Source organism: Nocardioides sp. WG-D5 (assembly GCF_054031175.1).
The window spans coordinates 4320352-4347267 of the sequence record NZ_CM132928.1; the positions used below are offsets into that span (position 1 = coordinate 4320352).

The following is a 26916-nucleotide window of genomic DNA, read 5'->3' on the forward strand; positions in this document are numbered from 1 at the left end:
TGGCTGATGTCAGCTGACGACGCCGAGCGCGACCAGCAGGACGAGAGTGAAGGTGACGGCGGCGAAGATCCCGTGGCCGTAGATCACCGGGCGCGGGATCTCGTGCTCGGCGACGTCGTACGGCACGCGCACGGGCTCGCCGACGACCTCGTCGGTCTCCTCGGCGAGGACGACGTGCTCGGGCTTCATGGTGCGTACGAACAGGAAGGCGCCGAGGCAGATGCCGGCGGCGAGCATGCCGACGGCGACCCAGGCCCAGGCGCGTTCCTCGGTGATGAGGAAGCCCAGCCAGGCGGCGGAGGCGCCTCCCGTCAGGGTGGGGTGGGAGAGCAGGGCCGGAGCCGGCAGCCGGGAGTTGCGGATGGCTGCCGGCGGGGCGCCGAAGCGGCTCGCGGTGCCGAACATGAAGGCCCCGGCAGCCATCGTGAAGAGCCAGACGAGCACCACGCCGTTAGTCACCATCAGCGAGCACCTCGCCAGGCGACCAGCCAGCCGGCCTCCAGGGCTGCGTCGATCAGATACGTCCAGCGGATCCGTCCCATGGGGACGAACACGAGGTCGATCGCGAGCAGGGTGAGCGCGGTGCCCTGGCCGATCCGGCGTGCCGCGACCGGCTCGCCGGCCCGGGTGGCGGCGATCTGGGCCGCGCCGTTGACGCAGAGCAGACCGGCGACCGTGTACTCCAGCCAGCGGTCGCGCTTGGGGCCGAAGACCCACTCGAAGCTGCGCAGGCTCACCAGCGGCCACAGACCTCCGACGATGTTGAACACGCCCTGGGCGACCGCGGGCCCGGTCGGCGCATCGGAGGTGGATGACGGCTGCATCCTTGAGCGGTACCCGCGGACGCCGCCCGGTATGTCACCCGGCCTGCACTCCTGCGATCCCGATGGCGCGGGCGATGATGGCGTCGGCCAGAGGATCGGGAAGGCGGCCGATCATGGGCAGCATCCCCGCGCCGCGCCCGGCGGTGTAGAGGGTCCGCGGCCGAGCGGTGGTCACCGCAGTGACCAGGACCTTGGCGATCGAGTTCGGGTCGGCCAGAGTCATCTTCGCCGCTGCGTCGTCCGCGGCGTCGATCAACGGGGCATACATCCGCTGGAGCTGCGGGTCGGTGCGCTCGAGCGACTCCTCGGCCGCGGCTCGGGCCCGGGCGAAGATCGGGGTGTCCGTCGCCGTCGGCTCGACGATGACGACCTTGATGCCCCACGGTGCCAGCTCGCCGCGCAGCGCGACGGAGAGCGACTCGAGCGCGGCCTTGCTCGCCGAGATCGGTCCCATCAACGGGACCGCCCGGCGTGCGGTCGGGGCGGACACGTTGACGATCCGGCCCCGGCCGGACCGCAGCAGCGGCAGGAACGCCCGGATGACGGTCGCGGGACCGAGCACGTTGACCCGCAGCTGCCGCTCCAGCTCGGCGCCCTCGACCAGCTCCAGCGGGCCCTGCACGATGATGCCGGCGTTGTTGACGACGGCATCGAGCGAGTTGGCGCCGAGCTGCGCTGCGACCGCCTTCGCCGCCGCGGTCACCGAGGCCTCGTCGGTGACGTCCACCTGCACCGGAACCACGCCGGCGAGGTCGTCGAAGGCGCGGGCGAGGTTGTGGTCACGTACGCCGGCGAAGACCCGGTGGCCCTGGCCGGCGAGCATCCGCACCGTCGGCACACCGATGCCGCCGGTCGCTCCGGTGATGAACACGTTGCGCATGTCTTTCCTCGTTCCTCGGGATCTGTCAGGGATACGACGATCGTCATGAACCAGGTGGGGGCCAACCAGATGCAGTCGATGCTGGTAGCCGGATCACCAGGCTTGGGCACAATGGAGGTCGTGACCAGCGTCGACCTGCGCCGCGAGCTCGGCGACTTCCTCCGCAGCCGCCGCGAGCGCCGGCGCCCCGAGGACGTGGGCCTGCGGGTGAGCGGGCGCAGACGTACGCCGGGCCTGCGTCGCGAGGAGGTGGCGACGCTCTCCGCCGTCAGCGTCACCTGGTACACCTGGCTGGAGCAGGGGCGACAGGACGTACGGGCGTCTCGGCAGGTGCTCTCCAGCATCGCCGAGGTGCTCGGCCTCGACGAGCTCGAGACCCAGCACCTCTTCCGGCTGTCCGGCGAGCTGCCGCCCCGAGGCGCGGAGCGCTCCGATGCCGGTCACTACCAGCGGCTGCTCGACCACCTCGACCCGAACCCGGCGTTCGTGGTCGACCGCCACTTCTTCATCGTCGCCTGGAACCGGGGAGCGGAGCTGCTCTTCCCGGGCCTCGACCAGCTCGACGAGGTCGAGCGCAACGTCATCTGGCTGACCTTCACCTCGCCGCAGGTGCGGGCGATGTCGGAGAACTGGGAGACCGAGGCGGCCGAGGCGGTCGCCTTCTTCCGTTCGCAGACGGCCGTCGACATGGCCGACCCGGAGGTCGCGAAGCTGGTCGCCGACCTGGAGGCGGTCAGCGAGGAGTTCCGTACGCTGTGGGGCCGCCGTGACCTGGCCGCGATCGGCTCCCACACCCGGGTCGTCCACCATCCGAGCCTCGGGCGGGTCGAGCTGGAGCTCACCAAGATGCGCACGGTCGACGACGAGCTGACCATGGTCGCCTACCTGGCGCCCCCGGGATCCGACGTGCTCGGGGCGCTCGCCGAGGCCGTGCGCGCGACGTCCTAGACGGTTTCATCGAGGCGGACCGAAACGGTTACGCCGCCGAAACAACCGCTCCCTACGCTCAAAAATGTTCATCTCATCAACATTTTTGACGGGAAGGGGTAGCCGATGACCGGGGCACGAGGTGCGGACCAGGTCGGGCCGGTGGACGGCCCGGCCTCCCTGGCCGGCGTGGAGCTGACCGCGCTGCGCAACGTACGTCTCCTCGACGGCACCCTCGCCGATCTGGATCTCCGCGCCGGCGAGATCACCGTCGTCAAGCCGGTCGAGGGCGGTCTGGGGACCGACGCCACCGGCTGGCGGCTGGTCCCCGGTGCGGGTGAACCCCATGCCCATCTCGACAAGGCGCTGAGCGCTGAGCAGATCGTGCCGGGCCGGCACGCGGGCAACGACCTGGTCACCGCCATCGAGCAGTGGCGTGCGCTCGTCCCCACGCTCACCGCCGACGACTTCGCCGACCGGGCCCGGCGGGCGGTTCGTCGTTACGTGGCGAACGGCATCACCACGATCCGTACGCATGCCGACGCGCTCCTCGCGGGCGACCCGCTGCGCGGGGTCGAGGCCCTGCTCGGCCTGCGCGAGGAGCTCCGCGGAGCGGTCACCCTCCAGGTCTGCCTGCTCGCCGGGCAGGACGTCCCGGACGCCGTGATCGAGGACGCGATCGGCCGTGGCATCGATGTCCTCGGCGGCTGTCCCCACCTCGCCGAGGAACCCGCCAAGGAGACCAGCCGCATCCTCGACCACGCCGAGCGTTCCGGTCTCCCCGTCGACCTCCACACCGACGAGCAGACCACCACCACCCACCTCGACCTCGCCGACCTCGCCGAGCAGGTCATCGCGCGCGGGCTGCAGCAGCAGGTGACCGCCTCCCACTGCGTACGTCTCGGCATGCTCGACCCGGACCGGCGCCGGCCCGTCGTGGACATGGTCGCGAAGGCGGGGATCGGCATCGTGACCCTTCCCATCACCAACCTCTACCTGCAGGGCCGCGACGCGGACGGGGCGGTGCCGCGCGGCCTCACCGCCGTCCGGGCGCTGCTCGACGCGGGTGTGCCGGTCGCGGCCGGCGCCGACAACCTGCGCGACCCGTTCAACCCGGTCGGCCGGGCGGACCCGTTCGAGACCACGTCGCTCCTGGTCTCCGCGGGGCATCTCCGGCCCGCCGAGGCCCTCGCCGCCGTCACGACGACGACCCGCACCGTGCTCGGGCTCCCAGCCGCGGGCACCGGGCCGGGCAGCCGGGCCGACTTCATGCTCGTCCCCGACGTGCCCGTCGACGAGGTCGTCGCCGGCACACAGGCCGCCCGCGTCGTCGTCCACGGCGGCCGGGTGGTCGCCGACACCCGCGTCAGCACCGTCCTCGATCTCGATCCCATGCCGAGGTGACATGAAAACGACCACCGCCACGCTCGCCCTCTCCGGGGTGACCAAGCGCTTCCCGACCGGCACGACCGCGCTGACCGGGGTCGACCTGAGCGTCGACGCCGGCGAGTTCGTCTCCGTCGTCGGCCCGTCCGGCTGCGGCAAGTCCACCCTGCTGCGGCTCGCCTCGGGACTCGAGGAGGCCACCGACGGGCGGGTCGAGGTCGACGCCGGCACCACCAGCTACGTCTTCCAGGACCCCACCCTCCTGGAGTGGCGCAGCGCCCGGAAGAACGTCGAGCTGATCGGCGAGATGAGCGGGCTCCCGAAGTCACAGCGGCAACGGGCTGCCCAGGAGGCGCTGGACCTCGTCGGCCTCACCGGCTTCGAGAAGCAGCATCCCCGCCAGCTCTCCGGAGGCATGCGGATGCGGGTCTCGATCGCCCGCGCGCTGGTCGCCGAACCCGACCTCGCCCTCTTCGACGAGCCGTTCGGAGCCCTCGACGAGATCACCCGGCTGGCGATGCAGACCGAGCTGCAGCGGCTCTTCAGGCTCAAGGGCTTCGCCGGCCTCTTCATCACCCACTCCGTCGCCGAGGCGGTCTACCTCTCCACCCGCGTCGTGGTGATGAGCGGCCGTCCCGGACGGATCGTCGCGGAGATCCCGGTCCCCTGGGAGTTCCCGCGACCGCCTGAGCTGCGGTTCGAGTCCGACTTCGCCCACCTGGTCGGCCAGGTCTCCGAGGCACTGGAGGAGCACGCATGAGCACCGAGCTGAGCGCCGGGCTGAGCACCGAGCTGAGCACCGAGCTGAGCGCCGGGCCGGTCGTCGAGCCGGACATCGCCGCCGTGACCGAGGCTGCTCCTGCAGAGCCCAGGAGACGTACGCCCTCGGTGCTGCGCCGCCTCCTCGCCAAGGTGGTGCCGATGATCGCCGCGCTCGCCGGCCTGGCGGGGCTGTGGTACCTGGTGACGTACGTCGTCCTGAGCGAGGACAAGCGGTTCCTGCTCCCGCCGCCGCACCAGGTCTTCGGCGAGACGCTCGGCCGACCGGAGGTCATGCAGCCGATGCTCGCGGCGCTGTGGCAGTCGGTCCAGGTCGCGCTGGCCGGTCTGGTGATCTCGGTGGTGATCGGGATGGCCTGGGCGATGGTGATGGCCCAGACCCGGCTCCTGGAGAAGGTGCTCTATCCCTATGCGGTGATCCTGCAGACCGTCCCGATCCTGGCGCTGACCCCGCTGATCGGGATCTGGATGGGCTACGGCATCTCCGCCCGGATCGTGGTCTGCGTGATCATCGCCGTCTTCCCGATGATCGCCAACACCCTCTTCGGTCTGCAGTCGGCGACGGCGCCGGCCCACGACCTGTTCACCCTCAACCGGGCGAACCGGCTGCAGCGGCTGCTCAAGCTGCAGCTGCCCGCGGCGATGCCCGCCATCTTCACCGGTCTGCGCAACGCCGCCGGGCTGTCGGTCATCGGCGTGATCGTCGGTGACTTCTACTTCCAGCAGGGCAGCCCCGGCATCGGTGGCCTGCTCCGCGTCTACACGCTGCGGCTCAGCATGGAGCCGCTCTTCATGGCGATCATCCTGACCGCCCTCTTCGGAGTCGTCGTCTTCTCGGCCTTCGCCGCCCTCGACCGTGCCGTCATCGGCAAGTGGTACGGCGAGCGCTGACCCCCTCCCTCACCCCAGAAACGGACCCAGCATGAACCGACACCTACCCCTGCGTACCGCCACCCTGGTAGCACTCTCGACCATCGTCCCGCTCGCCCTGACCGGCTGCGGCAGCGACGCCGGCGCCACCAACACCGCCTCCGCGGGCGAGGTGACCAAGGCCGAGAAGGGCAGCGCGAAGGACCTCTCCGACGTCTGCCCCGCGACCGTGGTGATGCAGCAGGACTGGCAGCCCGAAGCCGAGCACGGCGGCATGTACAGCCTGGTCGGCGAGGGCTACACCGTCGACACCGACAAGAAGACCGTCACCGGGCCGCTCGTCTCCGGAGGCGTCGACACCGGCGTGAAGATCGAGGTCCGTTCGGGTGGCCCGGCGACCGGGTTCCAGCCCGTCCCGGCGACGATGTACCTCGACAAGGACATCCTCATCGGGGCGGTCAACACCGACGCCGCGATCGCGGCCGCGGAGAAGCAGCCCACCGTGGCGCTGACCTCGCAGCTGACCGTCTCGCCGCAGATCCTGATGTGGGACCCGAAGAGCCAGGACGGCGCGAAGACCGTCGCCGACGCCGCGAAGGACGGCGACCCGGTCGTGACCGCCGGCGACGTGATCCCCGCGCTGCTCGAGTCGCAGGGGATGATCGAGAAGAAGCAGTCGGACCTCTCCTACGAGGGCACCCCGCAGCGCTTCGTCACCGAGCCGACGATCCTCCAGCAGGGGTTCGCCACCGCGGAGCCCTACATCTACGAGAAGGAGATCAGCAGCTGGGGCAAGCCGATCGGCTACCAGCTCCTCTCCGAGATCGGTTACAGCATCTACCCCGAGCCGATCGCCGTACGCGCCGAGGACGTCGACAAGGAGGCCGACTGCCTCGAGAAGCTCGTCCCGGTGATGCAGCAGGCCGAGATCGACTACCTGGCGGACCCGGACTGGGCCAACGGCGTCATCGTCGACATCGTCGAGCGCTACCAGACCGGCTGGACCTACAGCGAGGGGGTGGCTGCGTACGCTGCCGAGACGATGACCGACCTCGACCTGGTCCACGACGACCCGAAGTCGGGGGTCTTCGGCCAGATCGACGGAGAGCGGATGAAGGAGATCGTCGAGACGTTCGCGCCGATCATGAAGCAGGCCGGCACGATCACCTCCGACGACATCGACCCGGAGTCGCTCTACGACAACCGGTTCATCGACGACTCGATCTCGATGAAGTGACGCCGATGACGACTTCGCAGCGTACGTCCCTGGTGACCGCCCAGGTCGCCGACCGTCTCGGCGCGGACCGGGTCGAGACCGACCCGGCCGCGCTGGTCAAGCTCTCCTCCGACTGGTCGCGGATGTCGCCGATCCTCCAGGAGAAGGTGCCGAGCGGCCGCTACGTCGCCGACGCCATCGTCCGGCCGCGGACCGAGCAGGAGGTCGCCGACGTGCTGGCGATCGCCTACGAGCACGACGTGCCGGTCGTCCCGCGTGGCGCAGGGACCGGCAACTACGGCCAGGCGACCCCGTTCACCGGCGGGATCATCCTCGACCTCCGCGGCCTGGACGCGATCGAGGTGCTGCCCGACGGCGACGTACGCGCCGGGGCCGGTGCCCGGATGACCCGGATCGACAAGGTGGCCCGCGAGGCCGGACGCGACCTGTGGATCTTCCCCTCCACCAAGGGCTCCACGATCGGCGGCTTCATCGGTGGCGGCAGCGCCGGCACCGGGACCATCGAGCACGGCACCACCTCCGACGGCTTCGTCACCGAGCTGACCGTGGCCCCGATGGACGGGAGCGGCCGCCTGCTCACGATGCGGGGCGAGGAGACGCTGCCCTACATCCACGCCTACGGCGTGACCGGCGTCGTGACCTCGGTGGTGGTGCGCACCGATCCCGCGCGCGACTGGGTGGCGGTCTACGCCGCCTTCGACAGCTGGGACGCGATGGTGTCGGTGCACCGCCGGCTGCTGGACCTGCCGGTGCTGCCGCGGCTGGCCTCGGGCGACGAGCCCGCGCTGGTCCCGACGCTGACCACCAACGTCTCGCTCGACCCGGCCCAGCACAGCCTCCGGGTGATCGCCGAGGCCTCCACGGTCGCCGAGATCGAGTCGCTCGTCGTGGCGGCCGGAGGCAGCGTACGGGCGAGTCTGGAGGACTACGCCGCGACCGACCTGCTCTCCGGGATGTCCTACAACCACCCGGTCTACTTCCTGCAGCGCGCGCACCGTGACCGAACGTGGTTCCACATGGAGACCGGGGGCGAGCTCTACTGGACCGACGCCGACCGGGTGCGCGAGGTCTACGACGGGCCGGTCTGGCTGCATCTGGAGCTGATGGGGAGAGGCCCGCTGGCGATGGTGGTCGCGGAGTACGTCTCCGAGGAGCAGGTCCTCGCCGGCATCCCGCGCTTCGACGAGATCGGCGTGGGCGTGCACTCGCCCCACCAGTGGTACGTCGACCGCAACGTCGAGCTCGTCACCGCCGTCGCCCGCGAGCGCGACCCCAAGGGGCTGCTCAACCAGGGCAAGCTCACCGACCACACGCTGGTCGACACCCGCGTCAACATCGGAGTCCGCTGATGCCCTACCGCGTGCCTCGTTTCGCCGACCTCACCGCCCCCGAGATCGCCGAGCTGCCGCCGGACACGGTGGCGGTCCTCGGTCTCGGCGCGATCGAGCAGCACGGCCCCCATCTGCCGGTCTCGACCGACTACGTGATCGCCGCCGAGGCGGCCTCGGCGGCGGTGGCTGCCGTGGCCGAGGCGGGCAGTGCGTCCGTGGTGCTGCTGGAGCCGCTGGCCTACACGAAGTCCGACGAGCACTCCTGGTCGCCCGGGACGATCTGGCTCTCCTGGGACACCCTCATGCGGGTGCTCGTCGACATCGGCCGCTCGCTGAGCACGTCCGGGATCACCCGGCTGCTCTTCGTCAACGGTCACGGCGGCAACTCCGCGCTCGGACAGGTCGCCAGCCGCGAGCTGCGCAAGCAGTTCGGTCTCGCGACCTTCTTCGCGCACCTGTCCGTGCCGCCCGACCAGGGCGGCACCTCCTCGCGGGCGGACGAGCTCGGCCTCGGCATCCACGGCGGCCACGGCGAGACCTCGATGATGCTCCATCTGCGGCCCGAGCTGGTGCACCAGGAGCGCGGGGAGCGGAAAGTGCCCGAGCAGCTGGCCGGCTACCGACACATCGGCTTCGGCAAGCCGGTCTCCTTTGGCTGGCTCTCCGACGACTTCGGCACCGACGGCTATCTCGGTGACCCGACCACCGCCACCGCCGAGGACGGCAAGGCCCGCTTCGAGGCCGGGGTCGCGACGCTGGCCGAGGTCATCGTGGAGGCCTCCCGCTTCACGCCGTCGGCATGACGCTGCGGATCACGGACGCGGTCGCGGGGGATCTCTCGGTCGACGGGCCTGACGACGACCTGGACGCCTCGGGATGCCTGGTCACGCCGGGCCTGGTCAACGCCCACCACCATCTGCTGCAGACCGCGTTCCGCACCCTCCCCGGCACCCGCGGCGTCCCGATGGCGACCTGGCTGCCCACGATGGCCGCGGCCTACGACCGGGTCGGGGTCGACGCCGAGCTGACGTACGCCGCGGCGCGGGCCGGCCTCGCCGAGTCGCTGCTCTGCGGGGTCACGACGGTCGCCGACCACCACCTGACCTGGCCGGCCGCGCTGACTCCCGAGGAGACGGTGCCGCTGGCGCAGGGGACCGTGAGAGCGGCGGCCGAGCTCGGCGCCCGCCTGGTGTTCGTCCGTGGTGCCGCCCGCGACGACCCCGAGACCGCGGCGCACAGCGCCGACCTGATCGCCGAGGCGCTGGTGGGGGAGGCGCCCGGCGGGGTGAGCGCCGACGGGATGCTGCAGGTCGCCGTCGGCCCGGCCGGGGTGCACTCTGACCCGGAGCCGACCTTCCGCCTGATGGGGGAGGTGGCGGCCCGGCGCGGGCTGCGGCGGCGTACGCAGGCCAACGAGCAGGTCGACGTCGCGGTCGCGGCCGAGCGCTACGGCCGGCGCCCGATCGACCTGCTGGAGGAGTGGGGCTGGCTCGCGCCCGACGTGACCCTGGCACACCTGTGCGACGTGACGCCGGACGAGATCCGGCGGCTCGCCGCCGCCGGGGTGAGCGCCACGCACGCGCCCGGCTGCGACCTGCCGATGGGGTGGGGGATCGCGCCGGTCGCGGCGCTCCGCGAGGCCGGGGTCGAGGTCGGCCTGGGCACCAGCGGCGGCGGCAGCAACGACGCCGGCCACCTGCTCGCCGACGCCCGCCTCGCCATGCAGGTGGCGCCGCTGGTCGGTCCGCCGCTGGCCGCAGCCGACGTGCTCGAGATGGCGACCACCGGCTCCGCGGCCGGCCTCGGTCGGCCGGGGCTGGGTTCGGGGACGGACCTGTGCGTCTGGGACGTCTCCGGTGTCGCCGACGCCGGGGTCCACGACCCGGCGGCTGGTCTGCTGTGGGCCTCGCCCGGGCGGCGCCCCCGGCACGTGGTCGTGGCCGGCCGGGTCGTCGTACGCGACGGGGTGCTCGTCTCCGCCGACGAGCGGGAGATCGTGGCGGAGCTGGCGCGGTTCAGCGCCCGCGCTGCTCCTTGACCACCAGCAGCCGGAAGAGCTCGCCGTCGGCGCTCGCCCACCGGTGACGTACGCCGCCGGGGATGTAGACCGAGTCGGCCGTCTCCATGACCTGCTCCTCGCCGTCCAGGTCGATCCGCAGCGTCCCGCCCACGACGTAGACGAACTCGTCCTCCTCGTGCTGCCAGTAGCGGTCCCAGGTCGTCTCGTCGCCGACGAACTCCATCGGGATGAACGCATGGTCGGCCCCGGCGACCAGCGCCTGCACCGCGCCGTTGGACGCCTCCGCGGTGCCGGGGTCGGAGCGGCGTACGACCGCCGCCGGGCCTGCGGAGGGGCTCTCGACGCTGTCCGCCAGCAGGCCCTGCTGGGTGGTGCCCAGCGTCTGCGCGATCCGGAACAGCGAGGACATCGACGGGCGTGCCATCCCGCGCTCGATCTGGCTCAGGAACGGGTGGGACAGGTCGGTCGCCTCGGCGAGCTGGACCAGCGTCATCCCCTGCGCCTTGCGCAGCTCGCGCACGCGGGAACCCAGCCGCTGCACCGAGCGATCGAGGGACTGTCGCGGGTTCCGAGTCATCTGCTCAACCTAGTCCGAAACGGTCCTCGCCGTTCACGGAGCCATCGGAAACTCACGGTCCCGTCACGTGTGGGAAACACCTCACTGTGCCGGACCTCGGGACGATGGTCCCGGATTGGGGTCGACAGCGGTAGTAGGTTGGCGGTCATGACCGTTCCTCCTGTGGTCAGACAGGAACAGCTCATCGATGAGATCGCCCTCCACCTCGCCGACGAGGTCGAGGGCGACTGGTCCACGTTGGTCTTCAACCACCGCAACCTGTCGATGTTCTTCACCGGACGCATCGACGTGCACCGGCCGGACGGCAGCTTCGCCTACGCCCGTCCGCCCGAGACGATCCTCGCGCTGACCGACGAGCTCCGGCGGGTGATGTACGAGCCGGGCCGGGGCGCCTGGTTCTCCGCCCGCTGGACCATCGCCAGCGGCGAGGGCGAGGGGGAGAAGAACTCGACGAAGGTCGTGTTCAACTACGACGACGAGCCGGTCTGGCGCTGGCCGGCCCATCCGGGGCTGTACGCGCTCGACCTCGAGACGTTCCCCCGCGACGAGGACCGCATCCCCGCCTGGCTCCGGCAGAAGGTCAACGGCGCTCGCCGGACGCTGTAGCCTGCCGAGCTTCCACCAGCGGCTGCGGTCTCAGGCAGCCACTTCTCGTCGCGTGAGGTGGCCCGCTGGCAGTGCGGAGCCGGGCAGCAAGGTCGGCTCGCAGTCGCAGCCGTCACCGCACGCCAGGTAGATGTGTGCCGGGTGGCCGCATCGCGGGCACGGCAGGTCGTGCGACAGATGGAGCGAGTTGATTCCGACGACGTCCCACATGGCCGTGCCTCCTCTCTGGTCTCTCTGGTACCCCAACCCATCACAGGTCAACCGTGAGCTCGCACCGTCTCAGTCTGAGGGCGCCGGCGTGACCGTCGGCTTCTGTGCGCAGGCCTGCCGGGACGCGTACGTCAGGCAGGTGTGACCAGCATGACACTGCGGCACCCCTGACCGTGCGGCACCGGTGATGCCCGGTGGGACGCCGTTTCGGCCGTGTCGCTGGCCGGTGCCCACAAGGAATCCCCGCGAAGCCTGTCGGAGTCGAGCGGTCACAGGAGCGGCGCCAGATGACAAGGTCTGCACCGTGCCACAGGTCTCTCGAATTGCCATCGTCAACCGCGGTGAAGCCGCGATGCGTCTGATCCATGCCGTCCGCGACCTCAACGCGCGGGGATCGTCCGAAGGGACGATCCGCACCATCGCGCTGCACACCGACGTCGACGCCGGAGCGGCGTTCGTACGCGAGGCCGACGAGGCCCATCTGCTGGGAGCGGCGGCGGATCGCCCCTACCTCGATCTCGCCGTCCTCGAGCAGGCGCTGGTCGCCACCGGAGCGGACGCCGCCTGGGTCGGCTGGGGCTTCGTCGCCGAGGACCCCGCCTTCGCCGAGCTCTGCGACCGGCTGGGCGTCACCTTCATCGGTCCCAGCGCCGAGGCGATGCGCAAGCTGGGCGACAAGATCGGCTCGAAGCTGATCGCCGAGGAGGTCGGCGTCCCGGTGGCTCCGTGGAGCCGCGGCGGTGTGGACGACCTCGAGTCGGCCCTGGCCAGCGCCGAGAAGATCGGCTACCCGCTCATGCTCAAGGCCACCGCCGGTGGCGGCGGTCGCGGCATCCGGAAGGTCACCTCCGGTGCGGAGCTCGCCGAGGCGTACCAGCGCACCCGGGACGAGGCCGAGCGGGCGTTCGGCAGCGGCGTCGTGTTCCTCGAGAAGCTGGTCACCGACGCCCGTCACGTCGAGGTCCAGGTGATCGCCGACGGCCAGGGGACCGCCTGGGCGATCGGCGTACGCGACTGCTCGGTGCAGCGGCGCAACCAGAAGGTCATCGAGGAGTCGTCCTCCCCGCTGCTGACCGACGACCAGGCCGCCGAGCTCAAGGCGTCGGCGGAGCGGCTCGCCACGGCGGTGGGCTACGCCGGAGCCGGCACCGTCGAGTTCCTCTACCACCCGGGCGAGAAGACGTTCGCCTTCCTCGAGGTCAACACCCGCCTCCAGGTCGAGCACCCGATCACCGAGGTCGTGACCGGCACCGACCTGGTCGCGCTGCAGATCCAGGTCGCCTCCGGTGTCCCGCTCACCGGCGACCGGCCGGCCGAGCGTGGCCACGCGGTCGAGGCCCGGCTCAACGCCGAGGACCCGGACCGCGACTTCGCGCCCGCTCCGGGCCGGATCAGCCGCCTCGAGTTCCCCGCCGGACCCGGCATCCGGGTCGACACCGGCGTGGCAGAGGGCGACACCATCCCGGCCGACTTCGACTCGATGATCGCCAAGGTGATCGCCTGGGGCGCCGACCGCGAGCAGGCCCTGGCGCGGCTGCGCCGGGCGATGGGGGAGACCACCGTCATCATCGACGGCGGCGCCACCAACAAGAGCTTCATCCTCGACCTCCTCGACCAGCCCGAGGTCACCACCGGCAGCCCGGCCTGGGCCGACACCGGCTGGATCGACCGAGTGCGCGGCGAGGGGCGGCTGCAGGCCGCCCGGCATGCCGGTGTCGCGCTCGTCGCCGCCGCGATCGAGGGCTACGACGAGGCCGAGCGCGGCGAGATCGCCCGCATGCTCCAGACCGCCCAGGGTGGCCGCCCTCAGATCCAGCACGACCCTGCCCGCACCATCGAGCTCAAGCTGCGCGGGGCGACGTACGCCCTGACGGTGCGGCAGTCCGGGCCCGCCCGCTACCAGGTCACCATCACCGCCGGGGGCGAGCGGCGCACCCTCACCGCCACCCTCGACCGGATCGACGAGGTGCACGGCCGGCTCACCGTCGACGGCCACCGCTACCGGCTGGTGACCGCCACCCACGGCCCCGTCCACCTGGTCGAGGTCGACGACGTGATGCACCGGGTCAGCCGCGACGAGGGCGGCATGCTGCGCTCGCCCGCGCCGGCGCTCGTCGTGTCCACCCCGCTCGCCGTCGGCGACGAGGTGGAGGCCGGTCACCCGGTGCTCGTGCTCGAGTCGATGAAGATGGAGACCGCGCTGACCGCGCCGTTCACCGGCCGGGTCAAGGAGCTCCTGGTCCGGGTCGGGAGCCAGGTCGAGACCGCGGCGCCGCTGCTGCGCCTCGAGCCGACCGGCGGCGCCGAGGGTGAGCAGGCGAGCAGCGCCCGCCTGGCCGACCTCGACCTGCCCGAGCCCACCACCGAGACCGGCCGCAGCAACGGTGCGATCGCCGACCTGAGCAGCCTGCTGCTCGGCTACGACGTCGAGGAGGATCAGCGTCCGGCCCTGCTCGCCGCCCACCTGGCCTCCCGCTCCACCGGCGCGCCCGCGGACACCCTCCGCACCGAGATGGGCCTGCTGTCGCTGTTCACCGACTTCGCCGAGCTCAGCCGCAACCGCCCGGCCGGTGACGAGCCGTCCACCGAGCTGCGCGTGCACAGCTCGCGGGAGTACTTCCACACCTACCTGCGCAGCCTGGATCCCGACCGGGGCGCGCTCCCGGACCACTTCCGGGACAAGCTGCAGCGGGTCCTCGCGCACTACGGGGTCACCGACCTCGAACGTACGCCGGAGCTCGAGCGTGCGGTGTTCCGCATCTTCCTCGCCCAGCAGCATCCCGCCGACGTCGACGTCGCGATCGGGGTGCTCCAGCGCTGGCTCGGCGACCCGCCGCCGGCCACCGAGGACGCTGCCGCCGTCCGCGCACTGCTCGAGCGGATCGTACGCGCCACACAGCTCCGGTTCGCCGTCGTCGGCGACCTGGCCCGCTCGGTCCGGTTCGGCTGGTTCGATCAGCCGGCGGTCGATGACGAGCGTCGCGCGGTGCTGGAGGGCGTACCGGCCGAGGTCGCCGCCCTCACCGACCCGGACGCCCCCGACCGGGCTGCCCGCATCGACGCACTCGCGGCCGTCCCCGAGCCGCTGGTCGGCTTCCTCCGGGACCGGCTGGTCGAGGGGCTCCCCGAGCGCGAGCCGCTGCTGGAGGTGCTGATCCGGCGCCACTACCGCGACTACGACCTGCACGACCTGACCGTCACCGGCAACGGCGGCGGGCGCCCGGTGGCGCACGCCGACTACGCCACGGACGAGAAGGGCGCGGCCCGGGTGGTGTCCACCATCGGTGACGTCACCGAGCTCGCCGATCCCGACGGCCCGCTCGCCACCGCCATCACCTCGGCGATGACCCCCGACCACGATGACGTCGTCGAGATCTACCTGCGCTGGACGGACGCGCCCACCGATCCGGACCAGGCCTCGGCCGAGCTGGCCGCGATGCTCGCCGGGCAGGAGTTCGCCCGTCGCGCCCGCCGCGTCTCGGTCGCGGTCTGCCATCCCGCGCCGCAGCCGATCGACTACTTCACCTACCGTCACCACGCGGACGGCGCCCCGCACATCCCGACCGAAGAGCTGGTCGAGGACACGCTGGTCCGGGGCATGCACCCGATGGTGGGTCGCCGGCTCAACCTGTGGCGCCTCAGCGAGTTCGAGGTCACCAGGCTTCCCGCGCCCGACGACGTCCTGCTCTACGAATGCGTCGCCCGGGCCAACCCGGCCGACCGCCGGCTCGTCGCGGCCGCGCAGGCCCGCCAGCTCGCCGTGGTCCGCGACGACGAGGGCCGCGTGATCGCGCTGCCGCACGTCGAGCGTGCCGTCGAGAACTGCCTCGAGGCGATCCGCCGCGTACGCACCGCCCGAGGCCGCGAGGGCACCAAGCTGGACGTCAACCACGTCTGGGTGACGGTGTGGCCGGTCGTCGAGGCGGACCTCGACCAGATCACCGCGCTCCAGAGCAAGATCACACCCCTCAGCGAGGGCACCGGGATCGAGGAGGTACTCGCCGAGGGTCGGGTGGCCTCGCCGGACGGCGGCGAGCCGACCCGGCTGGCGATCCGCTTCCACGCCCAGCCGGGTGCGGGCGTCGTGGCCGACGTCATCGAGCCGCCCACCGAGCCGCTCGCCCCGCTGGACGAGTACGCCGCCAAGGTGCTCCGCGCCCGACGCCGCGGCCTCGTCTATCCCTATGAGCTCCAGCGCGCCCTGGCCGCGGGCGGCACGGTCGTCGAGCACGACCTCGACGACTCGGGCAAGCTCGCACCGGTCGACCGTGCCCCCGGGCTCAACAAGGCCGGCATCATCGTCGCCGTTGTGACCACCCCGAGCTCGCTCTACCCCGACGGCATCACCCGCGTCGTACTCTGCGGTGACCCGCTCAAGTCGCTCGGCGCCCTCTCGGAGCCCGAGTGCGCCCGGGTGATCGCGGCCATCGACCTCGCCGAGCGGATGCAGGTCCCGGTCGAGTGGTTCGCGGTCTCGGCCGGTGCCCGGATCTCGATGGAGAGCGGCACCGAGAACATGGACTGGGTCGCCGCCGCGCTGCGCCGGATCGTCCAGTTCACCCAGGACGGCGGCGAGATCAACATCGTCGTCGCCGGGATCAACGTCGGCGCCCAGCCCTACTGGAACGCCGAAGCGACGATGCTGATGCACACCAAGGGCATCCTGGTGATGACCCCGGACAGCGCGATGGTGCTCACCGGCAAGCAGTCGCTCGACTTCTCCGGTGGTGTGTCCGCAGAGGACAACCACGGCATCGGTGGCTACGACCGGGTGATGGGCCCGAACGGGCAGGCGCAGTACTGGGTGCCCAACCTGGCCGGCGCCTTCCGGGTGCTCATGGCCCACTACGAGCACACGTACGTGGTCCCCGGCGAGACCGGCCCGCGGCGCGCTCCGACGGCCGACCCGATCGACCGCGACGTGTCCTCCTTCCCGCACCCGGGCGACTTCGCCACGGTCGGCGAGATCTTCTCGGCCGAGCACAACCCCGACCGCAAGCGACCCTTCGACATCCGCACCGTGATGCGGGCGCTCGCCGACGCCGACCACGAGATGCTCGAGCGGTGGGCCGGCATGGCCGACGCCGACACCGCCGTGGTCGTCGACACCCGCATCGGCGGCTACCCGGTCAGCCTGGTCGGCATCGAGTCCAAGCCGGTGCCGCGCGCCGGCTTCCCTCCCACCGACGGCCCGGACACCTACACCGCGGGCACCCTGTTCCCGCGGTCGTCGAAGAAGGTCGCGCGCGCGATCAACGCGGCCTCGGGCAACCGGCCGCTGGTGGTGCTCGCCAACCTGTCCGGCTTCGACGGCTCCCCGGAGTCGATGCGCAACCTGCAGCTCGAGTACGGCGCCGAGATCGGCCGCGCGGTCGTCAACTTCCAGGGCCCGATCGTCTTCTGCGTCATCTCCCGCTACCACGGCGGCGCGTTCGTGGTGTTCTCCAAGCACCTGAACCCGTCGATGACGGTTCTCGCCATCGAGGGCTCGTACGCCTCGGTCCTCGGCGGCGCGCCCGCGGCCGCGGTCGTGTTCGCCGCCGAGGTCTCCAAGCGAGCGGCTGCCGACCCGCGCGTCGCCGCGCTCGAGGAGCGCATCGACCACGCCGAGGACGGGGAGCGCGGGGAGCTCGTCGTCGAGCTCGCCGAGCTCCGTGCCCAGCTGCGGGCCGACAAGATCGCCGAGGTCGCCGCCGAGTTCGACGACGTGCACAACATCCACCGCGCCGTCGAGGTCGGCTCGGTCGACGAGGTCATCGCGGCCAGCGACCTGCGGCCCAAGGTGATCGAGGTCATCGAACGGGCGTGGGGCAAGGAGTGACCTAGAGAGGTCTGGGTTCGAGAGTCCTTTCATCTCATTTCCATCGGCCCCAGGACACCATCACGTCAAGCGCGGGGAAGGACGCGGATCCCACCGCCTTTGCGCACACGGATTCACAGCAAGGCGCAGCTGGGAACGCTGATCCAACTGGCGTCACTTAACGGGTTCTCGCGAACCACTTCAGGGCCATAGGGAGGGTCGGATTCCTGGCAGCCAGGGTCTGATGCAACAGGCGAAGATTGCCTGCATTCCTTGAGGTTGCGCTACGGCCGAGTCGGAAGGTCGTCCCAACGGGAAGGGTGTGCCGCGTGGATGGCTTGCCTCACGGACGCGGACAGGGTGTGCACGCACCCCCGGTTGGGGTGCTTGGCGGACTGCACGATGTCCCCTCGGGGCAAGTCGAGAGCGACTCGCCAGTGGTTGTCTCGGGTCTTGAGGATGTGGCCTTCGGCTGTGAGGTCCAGGAGCGCTGCGGCGAGCGCGAGGCCGGCGAGTGCGGACAGGAACGGGAGCGCGGCATCTGCGGATCCGGTGCTGGCTGGGTTAGCCGGACCGACCGAGCACGCGAGTTCCTGGATGGGGGTCGAGGACAGCCGGCAGGCGGGGCAGTCGTCAGTGTCAGCGATATGACGGTGAAGTTCAGACGTCCAGTCCCGGCCGGTGGTGGCGTGGAGCAGAAGTTCGGTGCCGCGCTGGGAGACGATTTCGCGAACCTGGCGCTCGTTGGCGAGGACGAGGGTGAGGTCTGGCCGGGGGAGGGTGTTGGCTACCTCGTCGTACCAGGCGTGGGCAGTCCGGTGCTCGCAGCGAAGGCTGCGGGCGGCCGTAGTCGCCTTCTTGGCCACGTGGCCGCCGGGTATCCCTGCGGGCCAGCCGGCGTCTGCGGCGGTCATTCCCATACAGCGGTTGGTATTGTGCAGGGCGGAGTAGTCGCGGTCAATGAGGGTCCAGGTCCCTTCAGCGCCGAACCAGGAGAGCCAGTAGGTGAGGGCGTGCCCCACCGCGCCGGCTCCAACGAGGTGAACGTCTCCGACATCGACCGGGCCGGTGTCCGACTCGGGTCCTGCTGAGGATCCTTCGGTCCGTGTGAACAGGTTCAGCGCTGCGGGCCTGGGTGACGTGCCGTGGGCGAGTTGGAATAGTGCTGCGGCACCGAGGCATGCGGCGGTGGCCGCTCCGAGCATGTCAGCTGCGGATCCGGTTCCAGCGGTCGATCGGTCGACAGAGGTGGTGTCCGAGCCAGCTGAAGACTCAGGGGGCAGGCCGGCAAGAATGACCTCCCCGCGACCGCCGTTCCAGCGGATGGCGACGTCGACCGGCGTGGCCAGTACGGCATCAGGTCCTTCGACGCGAACGACCAGTTCCCCGTCCTCGATGACGCGGCCCCAAGTCTGGAACGGGTCAATTGCTGTGGCAAGTTCGACGGCGGCGGCCTGCAGGTTGGTGCCCCGGGTCTGGTCGGTTAGCGGTGCCGGCGGGATGTCGAGGCGGACATTGCGGTGAACTCGAGTGACTAGGTCGACGAGCGCCAACGTAGCCAGTTGGCCCTCCGCAGTGGCGGCGCATTCGGTGGGAATGCTGACGGTGACGGGCAATGCGAGGCGGTCGAGGTCTGCTCCGTACTCAACCGTTCGCCGTTCACGTGCTGCGTAGAACGCCGCGGCGGCGGCACCAGTGTTGGCGGTCACGCGGTCACCGCCACCATGGGCGGGACGACGACAAACGCGTTGAGGTTGGTCACCTGAACCCAGCGGCCGTCTTGGTACTGGTGCAGGCCAGCACCGGCCTCGGGAAGGATGGAGCCGGCGCCGTACTCGCCCACCACGAGGGAGAACATCGCCTCGTACGGCATGAAGACGAGCTCGTCGTCGCCGTCGGAGTGGCGGGTGTCCCAACCGGGGTGGGAGTGGACCTGCGCGAGGACGCCAAGACCGACCTGGCGGGCTGCGGTCATGACGGACCCGATGGTCGACTCGTCGGCGCTGACCGACCCCCACGAGGAGGTGGTCCTCGGAGTGGCGCAGCTGAGGATGATGGAGGTGTCGCGATCGTTGCGGCCGAGCCAGAGGACGAGGCCTTCGTCGGCCTCGCCGGCGGTGCTCGCGGCGAGTAGCGCGGCGCGGGTGGGCGCGATGACATTCTCGGCTACGAGGAGCCTGCCACGGGAGATCGCTTGCGGGAGTGCGGTGAGGCGGTGGACCGTCATGAGACCTGCATCCCGGAACTGAGGGTCAGATGGAGTTCGAGAGCGGCGAGCATGTCGCCGAGTGTGTGGGCTCGGGTGTATTCGGGTGCCATCGTCTTCCAAGCGGCGAGGGTCCAGTCGCCGTGGGGGGCACCGGGCACGACCTGGTTGTACGCGAGTCGGTTCCAAGGCGCGCAGATGACCGGTTGGCTATGGAAAATGGTTCCGTTTGGGTGGCCGGCCTTGGTCTCGGACGGTCCTGAGGGATAGTTCCTCGGGTCGGTCGGTTCGTCGCCGCACCACCAGGCGGGGGGCTGCCGGTCGGGGTATCCGGTCGTGTCGAACCGGAATGTGATGGTGGTGCCGGTGACCGGGTGTGTTGCCAACGCCTTGCCCTTTTTGGTGGCGGGGTCGTAGCTAAGGATCCAGCCGCGGCGCGTCGCCCAGGCGGTGGCGGCGTCCATCTCGGCGGCCACCACCACCTGGGTGACGTCGAAGCCCGGCTGGCCGCCTAGCGTCTCGGCCTGGTGGGCGGTGATCACACTCCGCCGCCGACGTCGATGAGTTCAAGGACGGCGCCGTCGCGGACGTGCTCGCCGGCGAGGGGCTTGTCGCGGTCGAGGACCTCGCCGTCGGCGTTCTTGAAGGTCTGGGAACCCCCGGTATAGCCGAATTCGGCGGCGACGATGGCGGCGGCTTCGCCGACCTTCATGCCGTGCTGGAAGGAGAACGGCTTGGGATCAGGGTGGCGCGGGGCGTACACGGTCACCTCGTAGGTGTCGTTGCCCTGGTAAGGCGGGGTCATGATGTTGGTTCCCTCCGATTTCTTGGCGACCACCCGCGGGTGGCGTGCTCCTTGCAGTGCTGTCTTGTGCTCACGTCGAACCGGGATGGGTTGTCCAGGTGGCGGCGGACTTCTTTGTCACCGATGTTGCTTGGTGCGTTAAGTAGTCGCCGCGCCTTACGATCTGGGGTGAAGGGCCTCCATGGCCTGGGAGTTGGCGATGGAGGACGGGGCGTGAACCTGCTTGGCGGGATCCCGAAGCGGTTACCCGTGCTCTACGGCGTGTACTCGATGCCAAGGGACTACTACGACCCCAGGGATCGTAAGGAACACCCGCAGCTCGTCATTGGCCTGGACCCGGTCCGCAAGGTGGCCATCACGGCCTCTCGCACGACGAAGGCGCACGCACGGGGGCCAAACGGTGTTCCGCATCCGGCGGACCGGCAGATGGGCATGATGGCATTCGGCTGGTGGCTGATCGCCGACCCGCACCGCGTGCCGTACTCGGTGTTCGACGACGATGAGGTTGAACATCTCGGCCGGATTGATCCAGACACGGAGCGGCGCCTACTGAAGGCGCTCGGTGAGCCAGGCACTGGCGCGGAGGAGCCTGATGTGACGGAAGGGGAGACCGAGTGAGCATCATCGAGGACCTACGTCATGGTGCCCTGTCCGACGACTTCGTCAGGCTTCTGTACAAGCATGTGGCAACTGTGGCGAAGGCCCGGAACTTCCCGCCGCCGGAGGGCTACCAGCGTTGGACTGCGGACGCAGTAGTGGAGACCGCTCACGACTTCCTGGCCGACGATGCGACGCCGCGCCGGCTGGTTGAACTGGTGGCGCGCGCCGAGGATGACGACGGTTTCGCCCGAATGTTTGGGGCGGCTGTACGTAACTTCCTGCGCGACCGTGGTCGGAAGACTGTCTTGGGGAAGCTCGTTCGAAGGCTCCGGCCCCTCCTGCGCGACGACGTCCGATTTGAGTTCGTCCCTGACGGTGCCCCCGGCGAAGGGAACGTGTACCTCGCAGGCTCTGGTCAAACGGCGCCGTCTGCAGCGCACCCGTCGGTCCTCCAGGATGCCGCGCGCTCGGCAACTGGCATCACCGTGGTGAGGTGGAGTCCCGATGCGAAGCGTGAAGGCCCGCTCGCCGACACAACTTCGCTACTCAGGTTGTCCGAAGCTGTTCTTTCCGCAGCGGAGGGTTCGTTGCGAGTCGAGGACCTCGCTGACGTTCTGGCGCTTCGGCTGGGCGTCGACCCGCGGCGGATCCCGGCGACCACGCTGGTCGACGACTGGGACCCGGTTATTGGGGGCGATGAGGCTTCGGTCGGGATGGCCAGGCCGGAGGAAGGGTTGTCGACCGAGCAGGCCGAACTCGTCGACGGGTTGTTGGCCCAGTTGTCTGACAAGGAAGTGCTCGTCCTCGCGTGGCTACACGAGAAGGTCAGAGTCATCGCGGACCAGACGGGGCTCGCGGTGTCCTCAGCCGGGCTGGTCAAGCAGCGAGTGACCGACAAACTCTCAACGATGCTGTCGGGCATAGACATGGCCGAAGCAGAGCGGACCGCTGTGGCGGCAAGGGATGAAGCGCGGAAGCGTCTCGGTCTCGACCCCGCGTGACCGCGTCGCACATCAATTTTCGACACATGAATTCTCGGCGGAGGTGGACACTGGCTTTAAGTTCGACGTATGGAACAGGCATCTGTCTCAGAAGCCCCAATTGAAGAGACACTGGAGTAGCGACGCCACACCACCAAGGTGCTCTGCAACGGCATACCGCGGTGGCTACCTATTGCGCAGATGCGCTCTGTATTGAGAGGAAGAGGATGATGGACGAGTCCCGCATCCTGGTATGCGATGACTGACTCCGAGGGTCGCTTGGTTCCACCGCCGATTGCGCCGTCAGCACACCTTGATGACGACGAGATTGCTGGGGTTACCCGGCGGCCCGATAGCGACAAGCACCTTGCCGACTGTGCGTGGTGTCGGTCTCGCCTGGCCCGTTTTGAAGCGAGCGACGGTCCTGAGGGATTGAGTGACCTCTTTGCCGAGTTGGCAGAACGACCCATCTCAAAGGATGACGTCCGAGTTGCGTCGCAGTGGGCGATGCCGGCCCGCCTGGCTAGCCTTCTCGAAACCGAGCCGGCCGGTGCGCCTGCGGTTGCTGCCGGCCAGATGTGGCGCCTGTCATGGCGCGGCGAGCAGGCGTTGGTCGTCATTGTTTATAGGGATCACTGGACCGTTCGCGTCATGCCAGTGACGACAGACGTCGCGCTTGCGGACGAATACTCGCTGTTGCTCGAAGGCTCGGACCTGAGCTTGGGAAGTGCTGCGGCAGTCTTCGGCCGTGCTGGCGCGAACGTGCCCACGTTCACCCTTTCGCGCTTCCTCGGCGACGTCACGGTCCGAGGAACATCCATTCGAAGCGCTCTCAGGACCCTTGATGCTGCATGCATGCGCGGCCGGCAAGCAGGTGCGGACGTCCCAACGGGTCCCGAGCTGCAACCAGCTGACTGGGAGACACACGAGCTTCTCGACTCGTTGCAAGAGCAGATGCAGTGGTTCTCCAGTGCGGTCACGGACGTCTCCGATTTCAGTCATGCGGCGGAGCCGGAAAGTGGGACCGCAGAGGTGGACATTCGCCAGGCTCTTGTTACGGTTGCACGCAAGGGAGGAGTTGCAGAGCTCGCTGACCGCACGGGTATTGCGATGGGCAAGTTGCTTGACCTCATGAACGGCCGGTCCCAGCCTTCCGGCAGAGAAGCTTCCATACTTTCAGCGGCGTTGGGCCGCCCCGTGGCGTCGGCAATGCCGCAAGCGGCAAGGACGGCGTTGATCGAGGTCGTCGCTGAGCCTTCCGTGCGTCCGTTCCGGGTCTGGTTCAACGAGCATGAAGTGGACGCGTCAGCGGATGCGGCTTCTGTGGCGCCACTTGTCGCCAAGATGTGGGAACAGGGAGTCGCTGCTCGGACTTCGTCAGCTTCTGACGACGATGAAGGTTGGCGTCGACGATGGCGGGCGCAGCTGGCGTACCTCCAAAGCCAATCCGGAAACGGACCCTCTAGTTGAAGCCGTCTGACCTCGCTCAGTTGCTGATCGACCACGTCCGAAACCAGGGGGTGGTCAACCTCGACCAACTTTGCCGTGAGCCCGAGATGGCACTCAAGGCCGACTCGTCAGTGACGGTGAGGTGGGTGGACGTCGGTGACCTCCCGACTGGGTGCGCCATTGTGGCCACCTACGACCGTTCGGTGGTGCCTGCACGGATTTCAGTTTCGAACGACCGTGGGCGCGCGGGCCAACGGTTCAGCCTGCTCCATGAGTACGCACATCATCTGCGGGACCAAGTTCCGGAGGTTTTGCTTGGGCTCTTCGCGTCGGGTCCTCGGGCCGCGGCGCTCGAGGAGTCGGTTTGTGACGCGTTTGCGTCCCTGTGCCTGATTCCGGCGCACACTCGGGCGGATGCGTTCGCGGAGGGTGTCAGCGCTAGGCGGGTCGCCGAGCTTATTAGTGCATCGAGTGCGTCCAGTTGGGCAGTCGCGGTCGCCGCAGCTGAGGCGCTGACCCTGCCCGGGTACGTCGTGCTGCTGGACAGTGATGCACAGGTCGTGTTCGCCGCCAGGGGAATGGATGTATTTCCGGTGCGCCGTGGCACTCCTCAGACGGGGCTCCTTGAGCGGGCTTCTCGCGGCGTGGCCTGCCGTGGGCTTGAGCGGATCGCTCTCGGCGCGGGGTCGGCGACAGCTGAGCTGTATGTCGAGGCCGTCCCTCTCGAGTTCGGGGCGGTAGCCGTCGCGATCGACGGTCCGGCGCCTGGGGGTTTACATTCGGCTCGTTCGACTTGGTCGGCGGTCGAGGACCTGGTGTGTGATGCGTGCGGTCGTGAGTACCCGGCTTTGGGGGCCGGTTGCTCTGAATGTGGAGCCGTTCCGTGCCCGGAGTGTGGTCGTGGCTGCAAGTGTGGGAGTGCGCCGATGGCTGGCGAACGGCAATGTCAACGATGCTGGGTCATCAAGCCACCGGCGGACTTCGAGACCGACGAGCCGGTCTGCGTCGACTGTTCGTGAGGCCGGTGTCGCGAGCTTGGGACCCTGTCGGACGGTGTCGTTTGGGGTTGCGGAGTGTTGCACTGGGATGAACCAAGTGGCGATCACGCGCTCCCGAGTGACGAGGCCGTTTGACGGGTCGTTGCAGGCTCCGGAGTCGGAGTTCGACAGTGACCAGGTATCGGTGACGGATTCGCATGGCAGACTGAGCCGATGCGATCGACCGCGCTTGACGATGCCCGTGTCTTGTGGGACTTCCATCAACTTCCCGATGCGCCTCGTCCAACCGATGTGGCAATTGCGCTGGGTAGCCATGACATCGGGGTGGCTGAGCACACCGCGGACCTCTTCCGTGCCGGTCGCTTCCCGCTGATCGTCTTTACCGGGGCGAACGCGCCGACGACGGTGAAGGACTTCCCGCGCGGCGAGGCGGTCCATTTCGCGGAGCGTGCCGAGGAGCTGGGCGTGCCGCGCGGCGCGATCCTCGTGGAACCGCGTGCGACCAACACGGGCGAGAACCTGACGTTCAGTCGCGACCTGCTCGTCGAGCATGAGGTCAGCGTGGCGAGTGCGACCTTGATCAGCCGCCCGTATCAGCAGCGGCGGGCGTACGCGACGGCTCAGAAGCTGTGGCCAGGGCTGGATGTCGTGTGCTCGGCTCGAAGCCAGGAGCTGGGCGCGTACATCGCGTCGATCGGCAGCGAGAAGCGAGTGCTGGACATGCTCGTCGGCGACACCCAGCGCCTGTGGGTGTACGCGGAGAAGGGGTTCGCGACGCCGCAGGAAATCGACGACAGGACGATGGCTGCGTACGAGCGCCTGGTCGCGGCTGGGTACACGGGTCGATTGGTGGCCGAGTCGGTCTGACGGATCCGGGTCCGCGTTCAGGCCACGCCGACGCGCTCGGCGAGTTCGACGAGGCGCAGCGGTGGCTTGCCGCGCTGGGTGCGGATCCAGGTCTGCACGAGGTGGCGGCTGATGTAGTGGTATCGGACCTGCTCGGGGGCGATTAGCTCGGCCTCGAGGATCGTGGCGAGCGCGTCGTCGCGCTGGTTGGCGCTGCTGTAGGCGCGGGATAGCTCGAGCGCGTGTCGAACCCGACGTTCGGTGGGGACGCCACTGGTATCGAGCGTGGGACCGAGCGAGAGCGCGACCTGCAGATCACCGAGTTCCATGGATGTCGAGACTCGGTGGATGGCGACGTTGGTGGGCCCGAACGCGGTCCACATCAGGTTGTGGTCGCTGCCAAGGCGCGTCGCTGCTCTGGTGGCGCCGTCGAGGAAGTCTCGGACGGTGGTTCGGTCGTCGGCTCGTGCGGCTGCCATCGATCCGGCGAGCAGCGCCGTGCCATAGACCGAGGTGAGCGTGCGTCCTGCGCTGGCCATGTAGGGGTCGAGGAACTCGATGGCGTCGTGGGTTAGACGCACGGCCTCAGCGTATTCGCCGGCGGATTGGAGCGAGTGTGAGAGCGATCGCAGAAGCGATCCGATTACGACAGGGTTCTCGCTGAACCGCGCCGCTTCCATACCTCTGTTCGAGGCGGTCCAGGCGAGGTCGGTCTCGCCGAGCTTGGTGAGCAAAGTCGCAGCGAGGTGGTAGGCGAGCGCAAGCCTGCCGGACGCAATACGGCTGTCGTCGCCGTCGTATGCCGCGACAGCACTCTTGGCGTCCGGGATGAGGGCGGCGAGTTGGGCCGTGACGTACCCAAAGCGCGCCGCTTGGTAGGCGCTCCAGGCATCGTTCAGCCGCGTGACCAGGTCTTCCAGGGTTGTCGGGTTCGTGGTCGGCGCGCTGCGGAACCCGGTGCCGGGGCGGTAGTCCATGAGGACGGACCTGAGCGCCGGCACGGTGTGCTGCCCGCTGTCTTCGGTCCACTCCATAAGGGATGGCTCGGCGATCAGGTCTGCCAAAGTGATGTCGAGGGCGTCGGCGATGAGCCGAAGCACCGAGAGCCGATCCAAGTCGATGCGGCCGTTCTCGATCTTGCTCAGCCAGTCCGCCGTGCGCCCGACGCGGCCGGCGAGAACTTCCTGTGAGAGGCCACGGCGTCGCCGATACCAGGCGATGCGCTCGCCCACGGTGAATTGCGTCGTCATCCCTCGCACGGGAATGAGCCTGCCACCCGAAGGGTGCAGTTGTCTCCCATGCGGTTGGGGCTGGCGCGGTGACCCCGGAAATTCCTTCCGGGTCGGAATTTCCTGCAGGGCCAGGAGACCGAGCGGCCCATAGCGTCAAGAGCGCCCCGGCGTCGAGGGCTTCTCGGCGCTGGGTCAGCCAACCGGACGATCACGGGAGTATTGGGATGGCGACTGCAACCGAGACCACGGACCCGCCAGCAGATGTGCTGATGTACGTGTTTCGCACTCGAGCAGGTGCGTTCTGGCATCTGGCGCGGCCCGGCCTGGTCGGTCGCGCAAGCTACGTCTTCAC

23 protein-coding genes are annotated in these 26916 nt (G+C 69.4%); 14 read left to right on the forward strand and 9 right to left on the reverse strand.

The features are described from left to right. Window positions 1-9 precede the first annotated feature (9 nt). From ACWZJV_RS20845 to ACWZJV_RS20855, 3 genes are read right to left on the reverse strand one after another with little or no spacing between them, the layout of a single operon-like run. Window positions 10-462, reverse strand: a complete 453-nt coding sequence (locus tag ACWZJV_RS20845; protein WP_457178356.1) for a hypothetical protein — start codon at window positions 460-462, stop codon at window positions 10-12. After that, window positions 462-824: a hypothetical protein gene (locus ACWZJV_RS20850; RefSeq protein WP_457178358.1), complete on the reverse strand. Its 363-nt coding sequence runs from the start codon at window positions 822-824 to the stop codon at window positions 462-464. The genes ACWZJV_RS20845 and ACWZJV_RS20850 overlap by 1 nt, the downstream gene beginning before the upstream one ends. A gap of 34 nt (window positions 825-858) precedes the next feature. Continuing rightward, entirely contained in the window at window positions 859-1704 is an 846-nt protein-coding gene (locus tag ACWZJV_RS20855; RefSeq protein WP_457178360.1) for an SDR family NAD(P)-dependent oxidoreductase, read from the reverse strand. 120 nt (window positions 1705-1824) lie between these two features. Here ACWZJV_RS20855 and ACWZJV_RS20860 point away from each other — a divergent pair, with 120 nt between their 5' ends. From ACWZJV_RS20860 to ACWZJV_RS20895, 8 genes are all read left to right on the forward strand, one after another. Beyond that, window positions 1825-2652, forward strand: coding sequence for a helix-turn-helix transcriptional regulator (locus ACWZJV_RS20860; protein WP_457178362.1), 828 nt, complete (start codon window positions 1825-1827; stop codon window positions 2650-2652). A gap of 105 nt (window positions 2653-2757) precedes the next feature. Further along, a complete protein-coding gene (locus ACWZJV_RS20865; RefSeq protein ID WP_457178364.1) occupies window positions 2758-4035 on the forward strand; it encodes an amidohydrolase family protein in 1278 nt (425 codons plus the stop codon). A 1-nt stretch (window position 4036) separates the two neighbouring features. Next, the gene (locus ACWZJV_RS20870) at window positions 4037-4777 is read left to right on the forward strand and encodes an ABC transporter ATP-binding protein (RefSeq protein WP_457178366.1); all 741 of its coding nucleotides are present in this window, start codon (window positions 4037-4039) and stop codon (window positions 4775-4777) included. Beyond that, window positions 4774-5688 (forward strand): ABC transporter permease, encoded by a 915-nt coding sequence (locus ACWZJV_RS20875; protein ID WP_457178368.1) that lies wholly within the window; start codon window positions 4774-4776, stop codon window positions 5686-5688. Before ACWZJV_RS20870 ends, ACWZJV_RS20875 begins: the two co-directional genes overlap by 4 nt. 31 nt (window positions 5689-5719) lie before the next feature. Next, the gene (locus tag ACWZJV_RS20880) at window positions 5720-6904 is read left to right on the forward strand and encodes a substrate-binding domain-containing protein (RefSeq protein ID WP_196875209.1); all 1185 of its coding nucleotides are present in this window, start codon (window positions 5720-5722) and stop codon (window positions 6902-6904) included. A gap of 5 nt (window positions 6905-6909) precedes the next feature. Then, on the forward strand, window positions 6910-8253 hold the full coding sequence (locus ACWZJV_RS20885; RefSeq protein ID WP_457178370.1) for an FAD-binding oxidoreductase: 1344 nt from the start codon (window positions 6910-6912) through the stop codon (window positions 8251-8253). Then, a complete protein-coding gene (locus tag ACWZJV_RS20890) occupies window positions 8253-9038 on the forward strand; it encodes a creatininase family protein (RefSeq protein ID WP_457178372.1) in 786 nt (261 codons plus the stop codon). The genes ACWZJV_RS20885 and ACWZJV_RS20890 overlap by 1 nt, the downstream gene beginning before the upstream one ends. Continuing rightward, window positions 9035-10273: an amidohydrolase family protein gene (locus tag ACWZJV_RS20895; protein ID WP_457178374.1), complete on the forward strand. Its 1239-nt coding sequence runs from the start codon at window positions 9035-9037 to the stop codon at window positions 10271-10273. The genes ACWZJV_RS20890 and ACWZJV_RS20895 overlap by 4 nt, the downstream gene beginning before the upstream one ends. On the opposite strand, the gene ACWZJV_RS20900 is transcribed toward ACWZJV_RS20895, so the two are convergent. Next, window positions 10251-10832, reverse strand: coding sequence for an XRE family transcriptional regulator (locus ACWZJV_RS20900; RefSeq protein WP_457178376.1), 582 nt, complete (start codon window positions 10830-10832; stop codon window positions 10251-10253). The two genes, ACWZJV_RS20895 and ACWZJV_RS20900, sit on opposite strands and share 23 nt — an antisense overlap. A gap of 147 nt (window positions 10833-10979) precedes the next feature. Here ACWZJV_RS20900 and ACWZJV_RS20905 point away from each other — a divergent pair, with 147 nt between their 5' ends. Together ACWZJV_RS20905 and ACWZJV_RS20910 are read left to right on the forward strand one after the other, a co-directional pair. Continuing rightward, the gene (locus tag ACWZJV_RS20905) at window positions 10980-11438 is read left to right on the forward strand and encodes an agglutinin cell wall attachment protein (protein ID WP_196875205.1); all 459 of its coding nucleotides are present in this window, start codon (window positions 10980-10982) and stop codon (window positions 11436-11438) included. 514 nt (window positions 11439-11952) lie between these two features. Further along, window positions 11953-17469, forward strand: a complete 5517-nt coding sequence (locus ACWZJV_RS20910; protein ID WP_457178378.1) for an ATP-binding protein — start codon at window positions 11953-11955, stop codon at window positions 17467-17469. A gap of 263 nt (window positions 17470-17732) precedes the next feature. Here the strand turns inward: ACWZJV_RS20910 and ACWZJV_RS20915 are convergent, their stop codons facing one another. The 4 genes from ACWZJV_RS20915 to ACWZJV_RS20930 are packed head-to-tail and all read right to left on the reverse strand — an operon-like array spanning window position 17733 to window position 20492. Continuing rightward, window positions 17733-19157 (reverse strand): hypothetical protein, encoded by a 1425-nt coding sequence (locus ACWZJV_RS20915; RefSeq protein ID WP_457178380.1) that lies wholly within the window; start codon window positions 19155-19157, stop codon window positions 17733-17735. Beyond that, window positions 19154-19675, reverse strand: coding sequence for a Mov34/MPN/PAD-1 family protein (locus tag ACWZJV_RS20920; protein WP_457178382.1), 522 nt, complete (start codon window positions 19673-19675; stop codon window positions 19154-19156). The genes ACWZJV_RS20915 and ACWZJV_RS20920 overlap by 4 nt, the downstream gene beginning before the upstream one ends. Then, a complete protein-coding gene (locus ACWZJV_RS20925; RefSeq protein ID WP_457178384.1) occupies window positions 19672-20196 on the reverse strand; it encodes a hypothetical protein in 525 nt (174 codons plus the stop codon). Before ACWZJV_RS20925 ends, ACWZJV_RS20920 begins: the two co-directional genes overlap by 4 nt. After that, on the reverse strand, window positions 20193-20492 hold the full coding sequence (locus ACWZJV_RS20930) for a hypothetical protein (protein WP_457178386.1): 300 nt from the start codon (window positions 20490-20492) through the stop codon (window positions 20193-20195). Before ACWZJV_RS20930 ends, ACWZJV_RS20925 begins: the two co-directional genes overlap by 4 nt. A 180-nt stretch (window positions 20493-20672) precedes the next feature. On the opposite strand from ACWZJV_RS20930, the gene ACWZJV_RS20935 reads away from it, so the two are divergent. The 4 genes from ACWZJV_RS20935 to ACWZJV_RS20950 all read left to right on the forward strand — a co-directional run bounded on the left by ACWZJV_RS20935 (window position 20673) and on the right by ACWZJV_RS20950 (window position 25353). Further along, the gene (locus tag ACWZJV_RS20935; protein WP_457178388.1) at window positions 20673-21077 is read left to right on the forward strand and encodes a hypothetical protein; all 405 of its coding nucleotides are present in this window, start codon (window positions 20673-20675) and stop codon (window positions 21075-21077) included. Next, window positions 21074-22060 carry a hypothetical protein gene (locus tag ACWZJV_RS20940; RefSeq protein WP_457178390.1) on the forward strand — a complete coding sequence of 329 codons (987 nt, stop codon included), beginning with the start codon at window positions 21074-21076 and terminating at the stop codon, window positions 22058-22060. The genes ACWZJV_RS20935 and ACWZJV_RS20940 overlap by 4 nt, the downstream gene beginning before the upstream one ends. A gap of 237 nt (window positions 22061-22297) precedes the next feature. Continuing rightward, a complete protein-coding gene (locus ACWZJV_RS20945) occupies window positions 22298-23509 on the forward strand; it encodes a hypothetical protein (protein WP_457178392.1) in 1212 nt (403 codons plus the stop codon). Between the two features lie 1190 nt (window positions 23510-24699). After that, entirely contained in the window at window positions 24700-25353 is a 654-nt protein-coding gene (locus tag ACWZJV_RS20950; protein WP_457178394.1) for a YdcF family protein, read from the forward strand. Window positions 25354-25370: 17 nt separating this feature from the next. On the opposite strand, the gene ACWZJV_RS20955 is transcribed toward ACWZJV_RS20950, so the two are convergent. Continuing rightward, entirely contained in the window at window positions 25371-26582 is a 1212-nt protein-coding gene (locus tag ACWZJV_RS20955) for a helix-turn-helix domain-containing protein (RefSeq protein ID WP_457178396.1), read from the reverse strand. Window positions 26583-26916 lie beyond the last annotated feature (334 nt).